This is a genomic window from Paenibacillus sp. 1182, assembly GCF_017833915.1.
In the GTDB taxonomy this organism is placed as follows: Bacteria; Bacillota; Bacilli; order Paenibacillales; family Paenibacillaceae; genus Paenibacillus; species Paenibacillus polymyxa_D.
Window position 1 is genome coordinate 104,123 of record NZ_JAFICR010000001.1, and the last position, 17,244, is coordinate 121,366.

Sequence of the window (17,244 nt, forward strand, 5' to 3'; positions counted from 1 at the left end):
TTGGGGAGAAAAGGATTATAATGGGGTTAGTCAGAGTTTAGTACCAGGTTTTAAGACAAGATGGTACTAGGTAATGGAAGTAGAATGTTTGACACTTAAGGAGGTGCCTCAATGAGTTCTAAAGGCGCTGTAGACGCTGGCTTCAGACATGAACAGCTGGGACTTACTCACGGACAAGTTATTGATATGTACAGATATATGTTGCTCGCAAGAAGATTTGACGAGCGCAACATGCTCCTGCAACGGGCAGGGAAAATTAATTTCCACGTTTCCGGCATTGGACAGGAGGCAGCACAAGTAGGTGCAGCTTTCGGCCTTGACCGGGAAAAGGACTATTTTCTTCCCTATTATCGGGATTATGGATTCGTGCTAGCGGTAGGAATGACGCCGCGCGAACTGATGCTGTCGGCATTTGCCAAGGCAGATGATCCCAATAGCGGTGGTCGCCAGATGCCAGGACATTTTGGTAGTAAACGGTTGCGTATTGTGACAGGCTCCAGCCCAGTAACGACACAGGTTCCGCATGCAGTAGGTGTAGCTTTGGCTGCCAAAATGCAGAAAAAGGATTTTGTATCGTTTGTTACGTTTGGAGAAGGCTCCAGCAATCAGGGAGATTTTCACGAAGGCTGTAACTTTGCTGGTGTACAGAAGCTGCCAGTCATCATTATGTGCGAGAACAATCAATATGCGATATCGGTTCCGATTCATAAACAGTTGGCAGGCAAGGTAAGCGACCGTGCTTTGGGATATGGATTTCCAGGGATTCGAGTCGATGGTAATGATGCATTGGCGGTATATGCGGCGGTGAAGGAAGCACGCGAACGTGCTGTCCGCGGTGAAGGTCCTACGCTGATCGAAGCCATGATGTACCGACTGTCTCCTCACTCCACCTCGGATAATGATCTGGCTTACCGGACCAAGGAGGAAGTGGATGAGAACTGGGCCAAGGATGGCGTAGCCCGTATGAAAAGCTACTTGATCGAATGCGGCATTTGGGATGAGGCCAAGGATGCGGATCTGTCGGCTGAGCTGCTGCTCGAAGTCAAGGAAGCGATTGAATATGCAGATAAAGCGCCTTTTCCAAAGCCCGAAGATACGCTGCTGCATGTGTATGCAGATAGCGATGGGGAGGGCCGATAACGATGGCGATTATGGAATATATTGATGCGATTCGTCTTGCCATGAAAGAAGAGATGGAGCAGGATGAAACGGTTTTTGTATTAGGTGAGGATGTCGGGGTGAAGGGCGGTGTCTTTACAACGACAAAGGGGCTTATGGACCAATTCGGTGAGCAACGTGTCATGGATACGCCATTGGCTGAGTCGGCTATTGCCGGGGTTGCGATTGGTGCGGCCATGTACGGAATGAAGCCGATTGCCGAAATGCAATATTCGGACTTTATGCTTCCGGCGACCAATCAGATTATTAGTGAGGCTGCTAAAATCCGCTACCGCTCTAACAACGATTGGAACTGTCCTGTGGTAATCCGCGCGCCAATCGGTGGTGGGATCTTTGGCGGTTTGTATCACTCTCAGTGTCCAGAATCGATCTTTTTTGGTACGCCGGGTTTGAAAATTGTTGCTCCATTTACCCCTTATGACGCAAAAGGATTGCTGAAAGCAGCCATTCGTGACCCTGATCCGGTGCTGTTTTTTGAAAATAAAAAATCCTACAAGCTGATCAAGGGTGAAGTGCCTGAGGATGATTATATCGTTCCGATTGGCAAGGCTAATCTATTACGTGAGGGTGACGATATTACGGTCATCGGTTATAGCCAGCCTTTGCATTTTGTCATGCAGGCTGCTGAGGAATTGGAGAAGGAAGAGGGCATTACCGCACATGTTGTGGATTTGCGCACACTCCAACCGCTGGACCGCGAAGCCATTGTTGAGGCTGCACGACATACAGGTAAGGTATTAATCGTGCATGAGGACAACAAAACGGGCGGCATCGGTGCCGAGGTATCGGCTATTATTAATGAGGAGTGTCTGTTCGAGCTGGATGCGCCGATTGAGCGTCTATGTGCTCCTGATGTACCAGCCATGCCGATCAGCCCACCGATGGAGAAGTTTTATATGTTAAACAAGGATAAGGTTAAGGAAGCCATGCGCCGTCTTGCAATGTATTAATATAGGGCAGATTGGACGAAAGCATTCCAAAAGTATAGCGGGGGTAGCGGTAAAACGCGCCCTCCTATGATGTTAAGGAGTTGAAAAAATGTCAGACCAAACACAATGGAACGACGTGATCATGCCACAATTGGCAGAATCGCTCGTATCGGCGACAATTGCCAAATGGCTCAAACAACCTGGTGAAACGGTAGAGCAATTCGAGCCGATTTGCGAGGTTATTACAGATAAAGTGAATGCAGAAATCCCATCCACATTGGACGGCATTATGGGTGATTTGTTGGCAGAGGAAGGTCAGACAGTAGCGGTAGGCGAGTTAATTTGCCGTATCCAGACGAAGTCGGCTGCACCTGCGGCGGTAACAGGGGCGACACCTGTTGCACCAGCATCTCAAAGTACCGTACAAACACAATCTCAGCAGAGTGCTGGATCGGATCAGTCCATGAGAGGACGTTTTTCCCCAGCGGTGCAAACCCTGGCTGCTGAGCATAATGTAGACTTAAGCCAAGTACCAGGCACGGGCATGGGGGGAAGAATTACCCGCAAAGACGTGCTGAATTATGTGCAGCAGGGCGGTTCTGCTCCTACTGGAGTATCTGGACAGCCGACTGCGACGACATCAGGACAAGGCTCTCCTTTTGCAGGAAGACAGCAGTCTGCCACTCAGCAAGGTACACCGATTCAAAATATGGACCCTGCTATTCCGGTTCGTAACAGTGGGATTCATTTGACGGAGGCTCCAAAAGCTCCTGTGATCGAAGTTGAAGGTGGCAACAACAACAGATCCGAGTATTTTATTGATGTTACACCCATTCGCAGTGCAATTGCTCGTAATATGCGACAAAGCGTTTCCGAAATTCCACATGCTTGGACGACGATTGAGGTGGATGTGACCAACCTGGTGATGCTCCGCAACAAGATCAAAAACGAATTTAAGCAAAAAGAAGGCATTAATATTACGTATCTAGCTTTCCTCATGAAAGCAGTCGTGAATGCAATCAAGGAATATCCGATTATGAATTCGGTCTGGGCAGTGGACAAAATTATCGTCAAAAGAGACATCAATATTTCGCTAGCCGTAGGTACGGAGGACTCCGTTCTTACCCCTGTTATTAAAAAAGCGGATCAGAAAAATATTGCTGGATTAGCTCGTGAAATTGACGATTTGGCACGTAAAACCCGGGAAGGCACGCTCAAACTGGACGACATGCAAGGCGGAACGTTCACTGTAAACAACACAGGCTCCTTTGGTTCAATTTTATCTTATCCGGTGATTAATTATCCGCAGGCTGCAATTCTTACCTTTGAATCCATTGTCAAAAGACCCGTGGTTATTGATGATATGATTGCGGTTCGCTCGATGGCTAATTTGTGCTTGTCGCTGGATCATCGCATTTTGGACGGAGTGATTTGCGGACGATTCTTGCAACGGGTTAAAGAAAATCTAGAAGGCTACACTTTAGATACGAAGCTGTACTAATCATCCGAACAGTGGGGGAAATGTACGGAGAGGAAGTGACAGGCCGTGAACAGACGACCGCTTGATGTAACCTATACGAATAGGATGGAATATGCCCATGCATGGGATGTCCAGAAGGAGATTGTGGGAAAGCTGGATGCGGGAGAGGCAAGAGAAACGCTTATGCTTCTCCAGCATCCGCCGACCTATACGATTGGTTCTCAGCGGCATCCTGAACATTTGCTCCTCACACCAGAGCAACTGAAGGAGCAGGGAATCAGCGTCTTTCAGATTGACCGTGGGGGAGACATTACATATCATGGGCCGGGGCAGCTTGTCGGATATCCTCTCCTTATGCTCGGCAACCGGGAGGCGCTGAATCTGCACGGATACCTTCGAAGTCTGGAAGAAGTGATCATCCGGTTGTTGGCATCTTATGGAGTTGAGGGAAGCCGTAAGCCTGAATATACAGGGGTATGGATCGGGAATCTTAAAATTGCGGCCATTGGCGTCAAATTCAACAAGTGTAAGCACCGTCGGGGCTTCGTAACCAGCCATGGCTTTGCCTTTAACATCAAATCAGGGATACAGCATGAGGGCTTTGAGGGCATTGTCCCGTGCGGAATTCAGGAATACGGTGTGACATCATTGGAGGACTGCATACAGAAGCCTATATCGGTGGAGCAGATTGCGAAGGAAATTGTACCGTACTTTGAACAGCAATTTTCATTTGTTGCGCAATGGCAAACGCATTCTTTCCAATAAAGTAAGGCGGGCTATTGTGTATCTACACGGAAGCCCGCCTGTTTGCTTTACGTAACAGCTCGTCCACTTCAAGGCTTCAATAGTGCCTTAGAGCAGCTGGATACCTTGAGTGGGATTTTATTATAGTGGCATAATAAACGGCTCAATTACCATGAACAGCGTAGAACCAATCATAGCTGCGAGCATAATGTAGACGAAAAAACGAACCCATTTTTTGTTCGACATGTGTAACTCCTTTAGGATAGGTTTAAGTCATAGATAAGAACATCTATCCGTATTGTAGCGTAATCGGGAAAGAGAGGAAAGTTTAATGACAGTAAAAGTAGTAAAAGACCGAATCGTACAGGAATTTATGGAACTTGTACAGGTGGATAGCGAAACGAAAAATGAGCAGGAAATATCACGTGTTCTAAAAGAAAAGTTTAATGCACTCGGGCTGGAAGTAATGGAAGACGATTCTCGTGAAAGAACCGGACATGGTTCAGGCAATCTGATCGTCACCTGGAAAGCGGAAGGTGTGGAGCAAGCACCCAAATTGTTTTTTACCTGCCACATGGATACCGTTACTCCGGGTAAAGGCATTAAGCCACAGTTGGGTGAGGATGGCTGGATTCGTAGTGACGGTTCAACGATTCTGGGGTCTGACGACAAGGCGGGAATTGCTGCTTTGTTCGAGGCGATTCGTGTCGTGCGCGAACAGAATATTCCCCATGGTCAAATCCAGTTCGTGATTACGGCTGGTGAGGAATCTGGTTTGATGGGTGCACGGGCGATGAAGCCGGAAGTGCTAGATTCTGATTTCGGATATGCTTTGGATTCAAATGGTGAGGTCGGCTCTATTTGTATAGCTGCCCCAACGCAGGCACGTATTGAGATGAAGATAACTGGGAAGTCCGCTCATGCGGGGGTAAATCCCGAAGATGGCATTAGTGCCATTCAGGTCGCTTCCAAAGCAATTTCTAAAATGAAACTAGGACGGATTGATAAGGAAACGACCGCTAACATTGGCAGTTTCGAGGGCGGCGGCGCGACAAATGTGGTATGCGATTTTGTATTGATCCGTGCAGAGGCACGTAGTATTGTGCAAGAAAAGGTTAATCATCAAATCCAGCATATGCGTGAAGCGCTGGAAACCACCACACGTGAATTTGGTGCACAGGGAGAGTTCCGCAGTGAAGTCATCTATCCGGCATTCAGCTTTACGGAGCATGATGAAGTTGTACAGGTTGCTCAGCGTGCGATTCAAAGACTGGGACTGGCAACGCCAACCTTTCATTCCGGTGGTGGCTCAGATGCTAATGTATTCAACGGGCTTGGAATTCCAACGGTGAATTTGGCTGTGGGCTACCAGAACATCCATACAACAGAGGAAAAGATTAAGGCCGATGACCTGGTGAAGGTTGCTGAAGTTGTCGTAGCTCTGATTCAAGAAACCACAAAATAAATTTGTATTATACACTTGCAACATACTGAAAAAAGGTTCAGGTTAAAGACAGGAACAGTGTTCCTTCGTCTTTAGACCTGAACCTTTTTTGGAACAGCTAGCGAAGCGATGGTGGCTGTAGGGCCATGTTCCTTTTGCCATTGACGCAAGAGTGCTTGAATCTGCCAGGCTTTACCAACGATATGGAGGGTGCTTTCAGTACGGTAGCTTTTCATTTCTGCATCTCCTCAGGACAGGAAGTTTGTTATTCTACCACCAGCATATGTACAAAGTGGACAAGTTAGACTAACTTTGGTGATAATTAATAAAGAAAGATAGATATGAAGGAGGAAACTTACCGATGAACGAGCAAACGAACGGACAATTGAACAATCCAACAAACGATGCACATCGCAAGCCTTATTCCAATCCTGCGCTGGAGGAAAAGACCGTGTCCACACAGCCTATCTTTGAGGGAAAGGTCATTACATTACAGGTAGACACGGTAGAGCTTCCCGACGGCTCCACTGGCAAGCGTGAGATCGTAAAGCATCCAGGTGCGGTGGCTGTTTTGGCTCTACATGAAGGGAAAATGCTGGTCGTGGACCAGTACAGACAGGCGATGGGGCGCTGTGAAGTAGAAATTCCCGCAGGGAAGCTGGAGCGGGGCGAAGACCCGATGGAAGCAGCGGGACGTGAGCTGAGAGAAGAGACAGGTTATACTGCCAAGTCGCTGAAGCTACTGCACTCCTTTTATACCTCTCCTGGCTTTGCGGATGAAATCATTCATCTGTATGTGGCCGAAGAACTGGAGTTAGGTGAGATGGAACCGGATGAAGATGAATTTCTGGAGCTGTTTGAGGTGACGCTGGAAGAAGCACAGACGCTCATTCGTGAAGGACGGATTAGTGATGCCAAAACGATTTTGGCCGTCTATGCATGGCAACTCCGCCAACATACAGGGAGCTTCTAAGCGGATGGATGAAAATATAGTAGAACTTAACAACTACTTTGCAGACTTGCATATTCATATTGGCAGAACAGAGAAGGGAAATCCGGTCAAAATTAGTGGCAGCCGCGATCTGACCTTTGCAAACATAGCTAAGGAAGCCTCCGGTCGCAAAGGAATTGGGCTGATCGGTATCATTGACTGCCATGCACCTAATGTACAGGAGGATATTCGTACCTATTTACATACGGGTGAAATGAAGGAAATCAGCGGCGGAGGTATCGCATACCGGGATACGGTCATTCTCCTTGGCACGGAGCTGGAAATACGTGCTGAAGGTCGTCCTGAGGCGCACGTACTGGTCTATTTTCCAGATCTGGCGGCGATGGAGGATTTTACCCAATGGCTGGCCCGGCATATGAAAAATGTTAATCTCAGCTCACAACGAATCTATGCACCGCCACGCGAGTTGCAGCAGCAAATTTACGGACGTGGAGGCATTATGGTGCCTGCGCACGTCTTTACTCCTCATAAGGGCATATACGGCAGTTCAGCGGCTCGTATGGAGGAACTACTGGATATGGAGCTCATTAGTGGGGTGGAGCTGGGGCTGAGCGCAGATTCATCTATGGCCGGTTTGATTTCGGAACTGGATCGCTTCAGCTTTCTAACGAATTCAGATGCCCATTCACTTGGGAAAATCGGACGAGAATACAATAAATTATCACTGGCAAAGCCGTGTTTTGATGAATTCAGAATGGCTTTGGAGCGGCGGGAAGGACGACGGGTGCGTGCCAATTACGGATTAAATCCGAAACTGGGCAAATACCATCGTTCTTACTGTCAAAGCTGCGGTACGATTATTGACGAGCAACAGATGGCGGATGAACGTTGTCCTGACTGTGGTCATACCAAGCTTGTGCGAGGTGTGCTGGATCGAATATGGAGCATTGCCGACCGTGAGCAACCCATGATTCCGTCCCATCGTCCGCCGTACATTTACCAGATTCCACTGGAGTTTATTCCAGGTCTGGGCAAAGCCAAGCTGAACCAGCTATTGGCTGCATTTGGAACAGAAATGAATATTTTACATGAGGTTACACAGGAGGAGTTAGCAGCAGTCGTCGGAAAAGTGCTGGCAGAGCAAATTGTGCTTTCACGCGAGGGGCGACTGTCGCTTGTATCCGGTGGTGGTGGAACATACGGCAAAATAGCTAAGTCCTAGTAAAGTCTTGTCCCTCTAAAGGCATATCAGCGTCTGCTTGTTCATAACCATAAATTATCTATGCCGCTGGCTTGGCACATCATTCGTGATGTTTGATCTGCAGCGAAAGCTGCCCCATTTCTAGCCATCAGCCGTCGGATTACGGTTGTTTTTTGGACAAACAAGCAGATGAAAGGGGCAGGACGCCGATGCAATGGTTTCGTCATACGTTAAAGGATCAGACGCCGTATTATGTTTTCTTGGCTGTGCTGTTTCTGGTGGGAGTCGTCTTTGGCGCACTTATGGTAAACGCACTCTCGCTGGAGCAGTTACAGGATTTGTCCCGTTACCTGAAGGATTTTTTTGTAACGGTCAATCAAAACGAACAGGGCTTCGCTGATTCGCAGGCGGCCTCGACCTTTTGGGATAGCGTATCTTTACATCTGAAATGGGTCGGCCTAATTTGGGTGTGTGGCCTTTCGGTTATTGGTCTACCGGGCATTCTTGTATTAAATTTCCTCAAGGGTGTGCTAATCGGATTTTCAGTAGGTTATATGGTGGGGCAATATTCGTGGAAAGGACTGCTATTTTCTTTGGTTTCAGTTGCTCCCCATAACCTGCTCGTGATTCCGGTGCTGCTCGTCTCCAGCGTGGCTGCGATGACTTTTTCCATCCATATGATCAAAACCAAAATACTCGCTACCCGGCCGTCAGACGGAATGCTGCGTCCGTTGCTGTCTTACGCAGGATTGACTGCTGTGATGATGGTGCTTCTTATTGGTAGCGCGTCCTTTGAAACTTGGATCACCCCGGTTATGATGCAATGGGTCACTCCTATGCTGACAGCCTCCGTGTCATCTTGATCCGTTTCAAAATGTTTGACTTTATTTGTATAGACCCCCTATAATAATAGGAGTGAAAAAAGTGCAGTAGGCAGTAGCTTTGCAGGGGGAGGGAGACACATGGAAGCACGGATCGAAAAAATTAAGCAGCAACTGCAATCCCAGGGCTACAAACTAACGCCTCAGCGGGAAGCCACCGTCAGAGTTTTACTTGAGAACGAAGATGATCATCTGAGTGCGGAAGATGTATTTATGCTCGTCAAAGAGAAAGCTCCCGAAATCGGTCTGGCAACCGTATACCGTACCCTAGAACTGCTAAGTGAACTGCATGTCGTGGAGAAAATTAATTTTGGTGATGGCGTTGCGCGTTATGATTTGCGCGGCGATACAACCAAACATCACCATCACCATTTGATATGTGTGCAGTGTGGCAGTGTAGATGAAATACTGGAAGATTGGCTTGGACCATTGGAGGAGCGCCTGGAACGGGAATATAATTTTACCGTAGTGGATCATCGTTTGGACTTCCACGGTATTTGTTATCGTTGTAAGGCGAAGAACGATACGACCGCTCAGAAATCTTTGGGCAAATCCAAAAAAAACAAATCTCAGGACTAAAAGCTGACTACCCAAGCTCTCACCGACAAAGATGCGTTCGGGAGAGCTTTTTTGGTTCGGAATCTGTTGTTCGGGATTAAGCGGTATAAAAAGGAATAGCTTGTCATACCCTTCCATAGAGAGTCCTAATTAGGACCATATTCTGGGGAAAAGGCGGCTGATCCACATGGTACTATCGTTGCGGAGAGGACTAAAATGGCTGCGTTTGGTAATCTTGTTCGGGGTGCTGGCATGTATGTTCTTTTTTAGCCTCAGGCTGTTTACAGATTGGATAACACCTGTAGATCATTACCGAATACCGGAAGGACATGCAGTGAAGGTATTTGGCGGACAAAAAGTAAATGAAGGGTCCGAGCATCGAATAGCAGTGTTGGAACGTTTACGTTTCTTTTACTGGTATGGTGAATAGTCTAAGTAATCGGTCTTGATGAGCTTATGAAATGAAGGTAGCACACGAAGAAGCAGACGCTGAGACTGAACCGCTGTATGCAGAACAAGGAGACTTTTGGAACTCATGAAAATGTACATTCAACCTTTCGCTCAATATATGGAAGAGGAAAAGGGTTTGTCGCGCAGCACTTTGGAAGCGTATCAACGAGACGTACAGCAGTTTGTCGAGTTCGCAGAAAGCTGTGGTATTAAGCAGCCGGATAATGTCCACCGGTCACATCTGGTACTGTATTTGGGCCATTTGAAGGAACAGGGAAAAGCTGCGGCGACGATATCACGTAGCGTCGCCTCCATTCGCTCCTTTTTTCATTTTCTTATTCGGGAGGGAATTACGATCCATGATCCGTCCGTTCTGCTGGAGTTGCCTAAAGCGACTAAAAAGAAGCCCTCGGTGCTAACGCAGGATGAGATAGAGCGTTTGCTGGCCGCGCCAGATGTGACTGCCCCGCAAGGGGTGCGAGACAAGGCGATGCTGGAGTTGTTATATGCGACGGGCATTCGCGTATCGGAGCTGATTGCCTTAAACGTGCGTGATGTGCGCACCGATCTGCGCTTTGTGCACTGTGGCGGCGAGGCAGGCAAGGAGCGTGTTGTACCGATCAGCCGTGAGGCATCACAGTGGGCACAAGCCTACATGGACGAGCAGCGTCTATTATTGCTGAGATCCGGGCAAGGTGAAGAAGCTCAGGTAGAGCAGGAAGCCATGTTCCTGAACGTATCTGGACAGCGTCTCAGTAGACAGGGCTTCTGGAAAATGATTAAGAAGTACGGCCAGGAAGCAGGCATAAGCGAGGATATCACGCCCCACACGCTGCGGCATTCCTTTGCGGTACATATGCTGGAGGGCGGAGCGGACTTACGCTCTGTACAGGAAATGCTGGGTCATGCTGATCTGTCAACGACGCAGGTATATGCGCAGACGGCAAGACGGAATATGAAGGAAGTATATGAAAAGCATCACCCGCACGGCGGCAACCGCACTTCTCATGAAAGCGAAGATCGAACGTAACGATACTTTACTTTCATAGAAAATGTGTTTATGACTATAACTTTACGATTGTACAAGTCAGGAGAGATACTAATGTCAACAGCCAACCAAGCTACAATTCAGGAAGCAGCAGAATATATCCGTGCCAAAAGCGGAATACGTCCAGAGATTGGTCTTATTCTGGGATCGGGTCTCGGTATTCTGGCCGATTTAATTCAGGATGGAATTAGTATTCCTTATCAGGATATTCCCCATTTTCCTGTATCGACGGTAGAAGGTCATGAGGGAGAATTACTGTTAGGCACGATTGAAGGTCGCGCTGTCGTCATGATGAAAGGGCGCTTCCATATGTATGAGGGCTATGGCCCGCAACTGACGGCTTTCCCAGTTCGGGTGATGAAGCAATTGGGGATTCAAAGTCTGCTGGTGACGAATGCAGCAGGTGGTGTAAATACTTCCTACGAAGCAGGCGATCTGATGGTCATCTCGGATCATCTTAATCTGACAGGACAAAATCCGCTGATCGGACCGAACGATGCCGGTCTGGGCGTTCGTTTTCCAGACATGTCGGAGGCGTACAGCCGCCGCTTGCGTGAAATTGCCAAGCAAACGGCTAACCAACAGGGCTTCAGCCTGCAAGAAGGTGTATATGCTGGATTGCTGGGCCCTAACTATGAAACGCCTGCTGAAATCGTTATGCTGCGTACACTGGGCGCAGATGCGGTGGGTATGTCGACCGTATCTGAGGTTATTGTAGCCCGTCATGCAGGTATTGAGGTACTGGGCTTCTCCTGTATCACGAATATGGCCGCAGGCATTCTGGATCAGCCTTTGTCCCATGGTGAAGTGATGGAGACGGCAGAGAAGGTACGTGAGCAATTTTTAAAACTTGTGCTAGCGATTATTCCACAAATGTAGATTGGAGATCATGTTCAACCGAAGCGGTGGACATATACCCCAAGAACCCCGTATCCGAACGCCTTTTGTTGGCGTGGGTACGGGGTTCTTTTTCACATACAGCGGTTGAGCTGAGTATGATCTCCTAATGAAGAGGCTGTGTGCTCATGCAGTTGAATTCGCTTTTTCTGCTACAGCCAGTTTATGTCGTTCTTGCACCTTGATCACAATAACCATAAAAATAATCCAGTAAATAGATAGCGAGTTCAGGAAACGGCTGTCCGTTATATTGTTCAATACGATAAAAAGGAAAAAAACCGCTGCCGTCAGCCATGTATACATATCTGCTTTACCAATTCTGAATTTAAATAAAGTGGTGATGGCAAGTGTAATGGTTGCCAGTAGTCCTGTAAGGCCCACATCGATCCACAGATCTCGGAAACCGCTATGGCTGCTTGTCAGATCAAATCGAATTCCATTCGCATAGATACTGGGCCGGGCTGCCCAGTAGGAGCCGTAACCATGTCCGAACCAGTAATGGCTCTGAATAGCACCACCAATCCCCTGCCAGATTTCCGTTCTTCCAGTTAAGGTTGTTGTTTTTCCAAATTCCGACGCAATCGCATCTCCATAAGTAAAGATGAATACCAAACCCAAAAGAACGAACAAGCAGGAACAGCTAATGAAGAAACCGCGTAATGCAATGCTTCGGATTCTCTTGAATAGCAATATAAACAATATAAATACGAAGAGCGAAGATGTCAGCACCAAAGAGGTGGTAGATTGGCACTCGATGAGCAATAAGGCATTGAGTAAGATGAAGCCAATATGCAAAACTTTATGTTTACCCCTGAAAAAGTAAATAACATGTGAAACAAAACTTAACAGAGAGAGAGTTCCAAGTGTATTTTTATGACCAGAGATGCCCTTCCATAGCCCAGTATGTTCTACGCCACCATGAATAGCAAAGGAGGGAACGAGCAAAACGGCGAGTAGATTGAGTATGCTCAAAATACTTAACGTAACGACTAAGAGGCGAATGCAGCCCTGTGTTGTATAATGGGTGACCAAATAGAGCCCAAAGGTAGAGAAGGCAAGAAATTTGAGAACCATCAGCAAGGAAGAGGTCTGCTCTTGTTCAGCCCATAAACAGGAGGCGGCGATGTACAGCATGAGTAAAGTCAGCAACGGATTGTCGACTAAGGTTGCGATCAATGACTTGAGTGAAGGTAGTAGCATGGTATAGCTGAACAACAGAATAAGCAGGGAAATCGTGATAACTCTGGGGGACAAACCCTGACAAGCATAAGGAATCGAAAAAGCCAGTAAACCAGCTACTGTAAGTACATGTTTCACGATTTCACCACCTAGATACATTATGTATCTATAATATACAAAACGTATCTTCTTGTACAATAATAATAAAATATTTATTTTCATTTTTCTCAAGCCTAGAGCAAGCCCTATTGTGCATATACTCAGTCCATGCTAAGAAAATGAAGAATTCTTCGGCTTGGTTAAAAAGGAACTTTTTACGTTTTTAAACATGGGGGTGTTCGGGTGGAGGATCATTTTACAGACCGTTTGAAGTTGAATTTGAGTGGTACAGGCAAAGACTTAACGCCGCAGCAATTAAATGAAAATTTTAAAACCATTGAAAAAGAATTCATTGAACGCAGTGTAAACGTAAGTTGGTTTGGAGCTGCTGGTGATGGTATTCAGGATGACACGGCAGCTTTGCAGGAGTTGATTAATAAGACCCCCGATTATTCCATTCTTCACATCCCCAGTGGACGATACAAAATAACCTCTACCCTACAGATTCGCAAACAGGGTGTGCGTATTTTTGGCATTCATAAGGGTAGATACCGACAAGGCAAAGGTGTTACGTCGATTGAATATTATGGTACGGGTCCTTGTTTTCAAATTGGAGATGAAAGTCTACCATCGTTTAGCGGATTTCAAAATGTGCAGTTTCATGACTTATCGATCCGGTACGAGGGGGCTGACAGATCCACATTAAATAATCCGTTTTCGCAGTCAGTGAAGCGTGGATATTATGGCAAAGGTACTTTGGGTATTCAGGATTGGAAGGGCGGCGGAGTTGCTCTAGATAACGTCCTAATTGAGCATTTTGAAACGGCTTTTTGGGGCTACGAAAGTGATGTGAATTTATTTAAATGCACGGAGATTAATTACAATAAAACAGGGATTCACTTACAGAATAGAAGTTCACAGTTTACTAGCATAGCGCTTTTTACATTGGGGAACGATACGGCATTGGATCTGAATAGCTCCAACGGAGCCAGATTTTTGGCTAGCCAGCACATTAAGGATGGAAGTTCCAATGATATTCCCATTCTAATTAATGATTTTATGAACGCTGAATTTATAGGTTGCTGGTTTGAGGGACTAAGCAGAGAGCATAAGATGACAGTGCCTTCTTTTATTCAAATTGGTGCTACCAAAGAAACAAAAAATGTGGCCTTGCGTGACTCCATTTTAGCGATAGCGGACAAATTCGATGACACCCAATCCGTATGTAACTATTTTGTGGATGTGGTCATTGGCAAAAAAGTTTTGGTGGACGAGGTGGGAGGGTACCCCCGTAATCTAAAGCAGCTTATTTCTTTCTCTGGTAGCTCTTCCACACAGCAGGTGACACTTCGCTCACATTTGGATTTTAGCTATAGCAATAATCGTTATGACGAGAACAATGGGACAGGGCAGGCTTTGCTGCTGGTCGAGAAATACTCGAACAACGGGATTGAACATTTGGACGAAACCTTTGTTAAAGCCTACTTGGGAGCAAGGCAAAATCTCCCTGCAGGTAGCTGGCAGAAGGTAAAGTTCAATCAAATCAACCATGATGAGCTGATTGAATTCGACGCGGCGAATAGCCGATGGCGAGCCAAGCGAGCTGGGAAATACAGAATACAAGTTTACATTTCGACCGATCCTCAAGTGGATGGTAATCGCACACGGCTGGCACTTCACCTGAATGATGAGCAGCTTGCCGGGAGCTCCGCCTATGCCTATCTCGATGATCGGGTTATCGGCGGACTGAACTATAGTGCATTGAGTGGAGCAATGGAACTTAGACTGGAAGCGAATTCTTTTATTGATATACGGGTGTTCAGTCAAAATACAATGGATATTCTACCGGGTGGAGGAATCACATATCTCACCGTAAGCCGAATTTAAACCATTATTTCACAGACGATAGATGTTCTGTCTTTTTATATATTGGAAAATGCGCACCATGCTGACTCAGCTTGGTGCTATTTGATGTTTTTATTCATATGGAATATTTTTCTTTCATTCTGACGACAATGGTTAGCAGCACGCGAATAGGCCGGAGGGTTAAGTAAATGGGCTCCGGTGCTTTACGCCAATATGTTGAGGAGGGAACCGATTGTGAAGAAAAAAGTGGTGGCGTTCATCCTGGCTTGCCTGGTAGCCTTGACTGCCGTCCCTGTCGGCGGTTGGGCCGAAGAAAGCATACCTGAAAGCAAAACCAAAGAGGGATCAGCGGCTGAGCTAGCTCCCCAGGCTCTCTCGGCGATCCTGATGGATGCAGATACGGGCACAGTCATCTATGAAAAAAACAGTCGTGAAAAGCTTCCTCCAGCGAGCATCACCAAGATTATGACGATGTTGCTGACCATGGAGGCCATTCAGGATGGCAAGCTTAAGCTGACCGATAAAGTTCGTGCCAGCGAATATGCATCTTCAATGGGGGGCTCGCAAATTTTCTTGGAGCCGGGAGAGGAAATGACGGTCGATGAGATGCTGAAGGGAATCGCGATGGCTTCCGGCAACGACGCTTCTGTGGCGATGGCTGAGAAAATTGCAGGGTCTGAGCAGGCTTTTGTCGACATGATGAACGCCAAGGTGCAGCAGCTCGGGCTCAAGGATACCCATTTTGCCAATTGCAACGGTTTGCCTGTCGAGAATCACTATTCTTCTGCGCATGATATTGCGGTTATGAGCCGGGAGTTGTTGAAATACCCGCAAATTACGAAATATACGGGAGCCTATCAGGACTATTTGCGCAAATCCTCGGTAAAACCCTTTTGGCTGGTGAATACGAATAAGCTTGTCCGTTTCTATACTGGAGCAGACGGGCTGAAAACAGGCTATACGGGAGAAGCAAAGTTCTGTCTTTCCGCTACTGCGAAGCGTGATGGCTTGCGTGTCGTAGCTGTCGTGCTTGGGGAGCCGAATACGAAGATACGCAACAATGAAGTATCTTCCATGTTCGACTATGCGTTTTCTCAATATACAATGAAATCCATATACAAGCCGGGTGAATTGCTGGGTAGTGTAAAAGTTGAAAAAGGCGTATTGCCAGAGCTGAAAATTCAGGCTGAGCGTTCTTACAGCGTGTTGGTGAAAAAAGGTGGCAACAAACAAACGTTGCGTCATGAATTACAACTGGCCCCAAGCCTCAAAGCTCCTGTCCGGGCTGGTGACCCAATCGGTAAGCTGGTCGTCTATCAGGATGGACAACGTCTTAAGGAGTTTAATATCACTTCGCCTGTGGCTATCGAAAAGGCCGGATGGTGGAAATTGTTTAAACGTACCATGTCGAACCTATTTTCTTTGTAGATTTTACGGGGTTTTCTTCTAGTTTTGTCGGAGGGCAGGAATCGTCTGCGGCTACGTAGAAATCCTTGTCCAAGACCGGGAGGAGAGTGAGTAAGCATGAACCTGCAAATTGAAATGGAGCATCACCGGGGGGTACTGATTGTAAGGCTGTCTGGTGAGCTTGATCACCATACGTCGGACATGGTCCGTATGCAAATGGATGAGGCGATTCAGCGTCGGCAATGCGAGCATATTGTGCTCAGCCTGAAGAATCTTCAGTTTATGGATAGCTCCGGCCTTGGCGTTATCTTGGGACGGTACAAACTGATCAAGCAAAAGGGCGGAAAAATGGCAGTCTGTGATGTCAATCCGCCAGTACACCGACTGCTGGATATGTCAGGGCTGTTCAAAATCATGCCCATATATGACAATGAGGGAAATGCGCTCACGGAACTGGAGGTAGTGTCATGAGAGAAGGCACGGGTAACAATTTCATGAGCTTGCAGTTTGCTGCCAAATCGGAGAATGAGGCATTTGCTCGTGTGGCTGTCGCGGCATTTATTTCCAGGCTTGATCCCACAATGGATGAGCTAAGTGATTTGAAAACCGTGGTGTCTGAAGCGGTGACAAACAGTATTATTCACGGTTATGACAGCGACCCGTCAGGTGTCGTAACGATCAAAGTCGGGATTGAAGCGGACGTGATTACGTTGGTTATTGAGGACGCAGGCCGAGGAATTGAGGATCTGGAACTTGCCAAGCAACCTCTATATACGTCCAAACCTGAATTGGAACGCTCCGGCATGGGCTTTACGATTATGGAAAATTTCATGGATGAGTTTGAAGCAGTCAGTGAGCCGGGCGGAGGCACGTCGGTCCGGATGAAGAAAAGGATTGAATCCAAGAAAGCTTTATATAATTAGGAGTTGA

Annotated in this window: 19 protein-coding genes; 16 read left to right on the forward strand and 3 right to left on the reverse strand. The window is 47.0% G+C overall.

What is annotated here, in order from left to right; genetic code table 11:
* Positions 1-111 precede the first annotated feature (111 nt).
* From JOD82_RS00515 to lipB, 4 genes are all read left to right on the forward strand, one after another.
* Positions 112-1,140: a thiamine pyrophosphate-dependent dehydrogenase E1 component subunit alpha gene (locus JOD82_RS00515; RefSeq protein WP_025723034.1), complete on the forward strand. Its 1,029-nt coding sequence runs from the start codon at positions 112-114 to the stop codon at positions 1,138-1,140.
* A gap of 2 nt (positions 1,141-1,142) precedes the next feature.
* Positions 1,143-2,129, forward strand: a complete 987-nt coding sequence (locus JOD82_RS00520; RefSeq protein WP_039270974.1) for an alpha-ketoacid dehydrogenase subunit beta — start codon at positions 1,143-1,145, stop codon at positions 2,127-2,129.
* An 88-nt stretch (positions 2,130-2,217) separates the two neighbouring features.
* The gene (locus JOD82_RS00525; RefSeq protein WP_209947341.1) at positions 2,218-3,609 is read left to right on the forward strand and encodes a dihydrolipoamide acetyltransferase family protein; all 1,392 of its coding nucleotides are present in this window, start codon (positions 2,218-2,220) and stop codon (positions 3,607-3,609) included.
* Between the two features lie 45 nt (positions 3,610-3,654).
* The gene (gene lipB, locus JOD82_RS00530; protein ID WP_039270978.1) at positions 3,655-4,353 is read left to right on the forward strand and encodes a lipoyl(octanoyl) transferase LipB; all 699 of its coding nucleotides are present in this window, start codon (positions 3,655-3,657) and stop codon (positions 4,351-4,353) included.
* 120 nt (positions 4,354-4,473) lie between these two features.
* On the opposite strand, the gene prli42 is transcribed toward lipB, so the two are convergent.
* Positions 4,474-4,578 carry a stressosome-associated protein Prli42 gene (gene prli42 / locus JOD82_RS00535; protein ID WP_023989226.1) on the reverse strand — a complete coding sequence of 35 codons (105 nt, stop codon included), beginning with the start codon at positions 4,576-4,578 and terminating at the stop codon, positions 4,474-4,476.
* Between the two features lie 85 nt (positions 4,579-4,663).
* Between prli42 and JOD82_RS00540 the strand changes: the two genes are divergently transcribed.
* Positions 4,664-5,797 (forward strand): tripeptidase T, encoded by a 1,134-nt coding sequence (locus JOD82_RS00540; RefSeq protein WP_039270980.1) that lies wholly within the window; start codon positions 4,664-4,666, stop codon positions 5,795-5,797.
* Positions 5,798-5,868: 71 nt separating this feature from the next.
* Here JOD82_RS00540 and mciZ read toward each other — a convergent pair whose 3' ends face one another.
* On the reverse strand, positions 5,869-6,012 hold the full coding sequence (gene mciZ / locus JOD82_RS00545) for a Z-ring formation inhibitor MciZ (protein WP_076159536.1): 144 nt from the start codon (positions 6,010-6,012) through the stop codon (positions 5,869-5,871).
* 125 nt (positions 6,013-6,137) lie between these two features.
* On the opposite strand from mciZ, the gene JOD82_RS00550 reads away from it, so the two are divergent.
* From JOD82_RS00550 to JOD82_RS00580, 7 genes are all read left to right on the forward strand, one after another.
* Positions 6,138-6,749 (forward strand): NUDIX domain-containing protein, encoded by a 612-nt coding sequence (locus JOD82_RS00550; RefSeq protein ID WP_028540610.1) that lies wholly within the window; start codon positions 6,138-6,140, stop codon positions 6,747-6,749.
* A gap of 4 nt (positions 6,750-6,753) precedes the next feature.
* Positions 6,754-7,950, forward strand: a complete 1,197-nt coding sequence (locus JOD82_RS00555; protein ID WP_209947342.1) for an endonuclease Q family protein — start codon at positions 6,754-6,756, stop codon at positions 7,948-7,950.
* A 188-nt stretch (positions 7,951-8,138) separates the two neighbouring features.
* Positions 8,139-8,792 (forward strand): stage II sporulation protein M, encoded by a 654-nt coding sequence (spoIIM, locus tag JOD82_RS00560; protein WP_209947344.1) that lies wholly within the window; start codon positions 8,139-8,141, stop codon positions 8,790-8,792.
* Positions 8,793-8,891: 99 nt separating this feature from the next.
* Entirely contained in the window at positions 8,892-9,389 is a 498-nt protein-coding gene (gene fur, locus JOD82_RS00565) for a ferric iron uptake transcriptional regulator (RefSeq protein WP_039270985.1), read from the forward strand.
* Between the two features lie 166 nt (positions 9,390-9,555).
* Positions 9,556-9,798: a YqzK family protein gene (locus tag JOD82_RS00570; protein ID WP_043882230.1), complete on the forward strand. Its 243-nt coding sequence runs from the start codon at positions 9,556-9,558 to the stop codon at positions 9,796-9,798.
* Between the two features lie 105 nt (positions 9,799-9,903).
* Entirely contained in the window at positions 9,904-10,848 is a 945-nt protein-coding gene (gene xerD / locus JOD82_RS00575) for a site-specific tyrosine recombinase XerD (protein WP_209947346.1), read from the forward strand.
* 72 nt (positions 10,849-10,920) lie between these two features.
* Entirely contained in the window at positions 10,921-11,745 is an 825-nt protein-coding gene (locus JOD82_RS00580) for a purine-nucleoside phosphorylase (protein WP_209947348.1), read from the forward strand.
* A gap of 144 nt (positions 11,746-11,889) precedes the next feature.
* Here the strand turns inward: JOD82_RS00580 and JOD82_RS00585 are convergent, their stop codons facing one another.
* A complete protein-coding gene (locus JOD82_RS00585; protein ID WP_209947350.1) occupies positions 11,890-13,080 on the reverse strand; it encodes an O-antigen ligase family protein in 1,191 nt (396 codons plus the stop codon).
* A gap of 204 nt (positions 13,081-13,284) precedes the next feature.
* Between JOD82_RS00585 and JOD82_RS00590 the strand changes: the two genes are divergently transcribed.
* The 4 genes from JOD82_RS00590 (at position 13,285) to spoIIAB (ending at position 17,237) form a co-directional block, all read left to right on the forward strand.
* On the forward strand, positions 13,285-14,928 hold the full coding sequence (locus JOD82_RS00590; RefSeq protein WP_209947352.1) for a glycosyl hydrolase family 28-related protein: 1,644 nt from the start codon (positions 13,285-13,287) through the stop codon (positions 14,926-14,928).
* 213 nt (positions 14,929-15,141) lie between these two features.
* The gene (locus JOD82_RS00595) at positions 15,142-16,335 is read left to right on the forward strand and encodes a D-alanyl-D-alanine carboxypeptidase family protein (RefSeq protein ID WP_061829243.1); all 1,194 of its coding nucleotides are present in this window, start codon (positions 15,142-15,144) and stop codon (positions 16,333-16,335) included.
* Between the two features lie 96 nt (positions 16,336-16,431).
* A complete protein-coding gene (spoIIAA, locus tag JOD82_RS00600; protein WP_013310782.1) occupies positions 16,432-16,785 on the forward strand; it encodes an anti-sigma F factor antagonist in 354 nt (117 codons plus the stop codon).
* On the forward strand, positions 16,782-17,237 hold the full coding sequence (gene spoIIAB / locus JOD82_RS00605; RefSeq protein WP_007430887.1) for an anti-sigma F factor: 456 nt from the start codon (positions 16,782-16,784) through the stop codon (positions 17,235-17,237). The genes spoIIAA and spoIIAB overlap by 4 nt, the downstream gene beginning before the upstream one ends.
* Positions 17,238-17,244: the final 7 nt, after the last annotated feature.

Excerpts from the sequence above, each read along its gene's own strand:
- JOD82_RS00515 (WP_025723034.1), top strand. The coding sequence starts at position 112 with ATGAGTTCTAAAGGCGCTGTAGACGCTGGCTTCAGACATGAACAGCTG.
- JOD82_RS00520 (WP_039270974.1), top strand. The coding sequence starts at position 1,143 with ATGGCGATTATGGAATATATTGATGCGATTCGTCTTGCCATGAAAGAA.
- JOD82_RS00525 (WP_209947341.1), top strand. The coding sequence starts at position 2,218 with ATGTCAGACCAAACACAATGGAACGACGTGATCATGCCACAATTGGCA.
- prli42 (WP_023989226.1), bottom strand. The coding sequence starts at position 4,578 with ATGTCGAACAAAAAATGGGTTCGTTTTTTCGTCTACATTATGCTCGCA.
- JOD82_RS00540 (WP_039270980.1), top strand. The coding sequence starts at position 4,664 with ATGACAGTAAAAGTAGTAAAAGACCGAATCGTACAGGAATTTATGGAA.
- mciZ (WP_076159536.1), bottom strand. The coding sequence starts at position 6,012 with ATGAAAAGCTACCGTACTGAAAGCACCCTCCATATCGTTGGTAAAGCC.
- JOD82_RS00550 (WP_028540610.1), top strand. The coding sequence starts at position 6,138 with ATGAACGAGCAAACGAACGGACAATTGAACAATCCAACAAACGATGCA.
- JOD82_RS00555 (WP_209947342.1), top strand. The coding sequence starts at position 6,754 with ATGGATGAAAATATAGTAGAACTTAACAACTACTTTGCAGACTTGCAT.
- spoIIM (WP_209947344.1), top strand. The coding sequence starts at position 8,139 with ATGCAATGGTTTCGTCATACGTTAAAGGATCAGACGCCGTATTATGTT.
- fur (WP_039270985.1), top strand. The coding sequence starts at position 8,892 with ATGGAAGCACGGATCGAAAAAATTAAGCAGCAACTGCAATCCCAGGGC.
- JOD82_RS00570 (WP_043882230.1), top strand. The coding sequence starts at position 9,556 with ATGGTACTATCGTTGCGGAGAGGACTAAAATGGCTGCGTTTGGTAATC.
- xerD (WP_209947346.1), top strand. The coding sequence starts at position 9,904 with ATGAAAATGTACATTCAACCTTTCGCTCAATATATGGAAGAGGAAAAG.
- JOD82_RS00580 (WP_209947348.1), top strand. The coding sequence starts at position 10,921 with ATGTCAACAGCCAACCAAGCTACAATTCAGGAAGCAGCAGAATATATC.
- spoIIAA (WP_013310782.1), top strand. The coding sequence starts at position 16,432 with ATGAACCTGCAAATTGAAATGGAGCATCACCGGGGGGTACTGATTGTA.
- spoIIAB (WP_007430887.1), top strand. The coding sequence starts at position 16,782 with ATGAGAGAAGGCACGGGTAACAATTTCATGAGCTTGCAGTTTGCTGCC.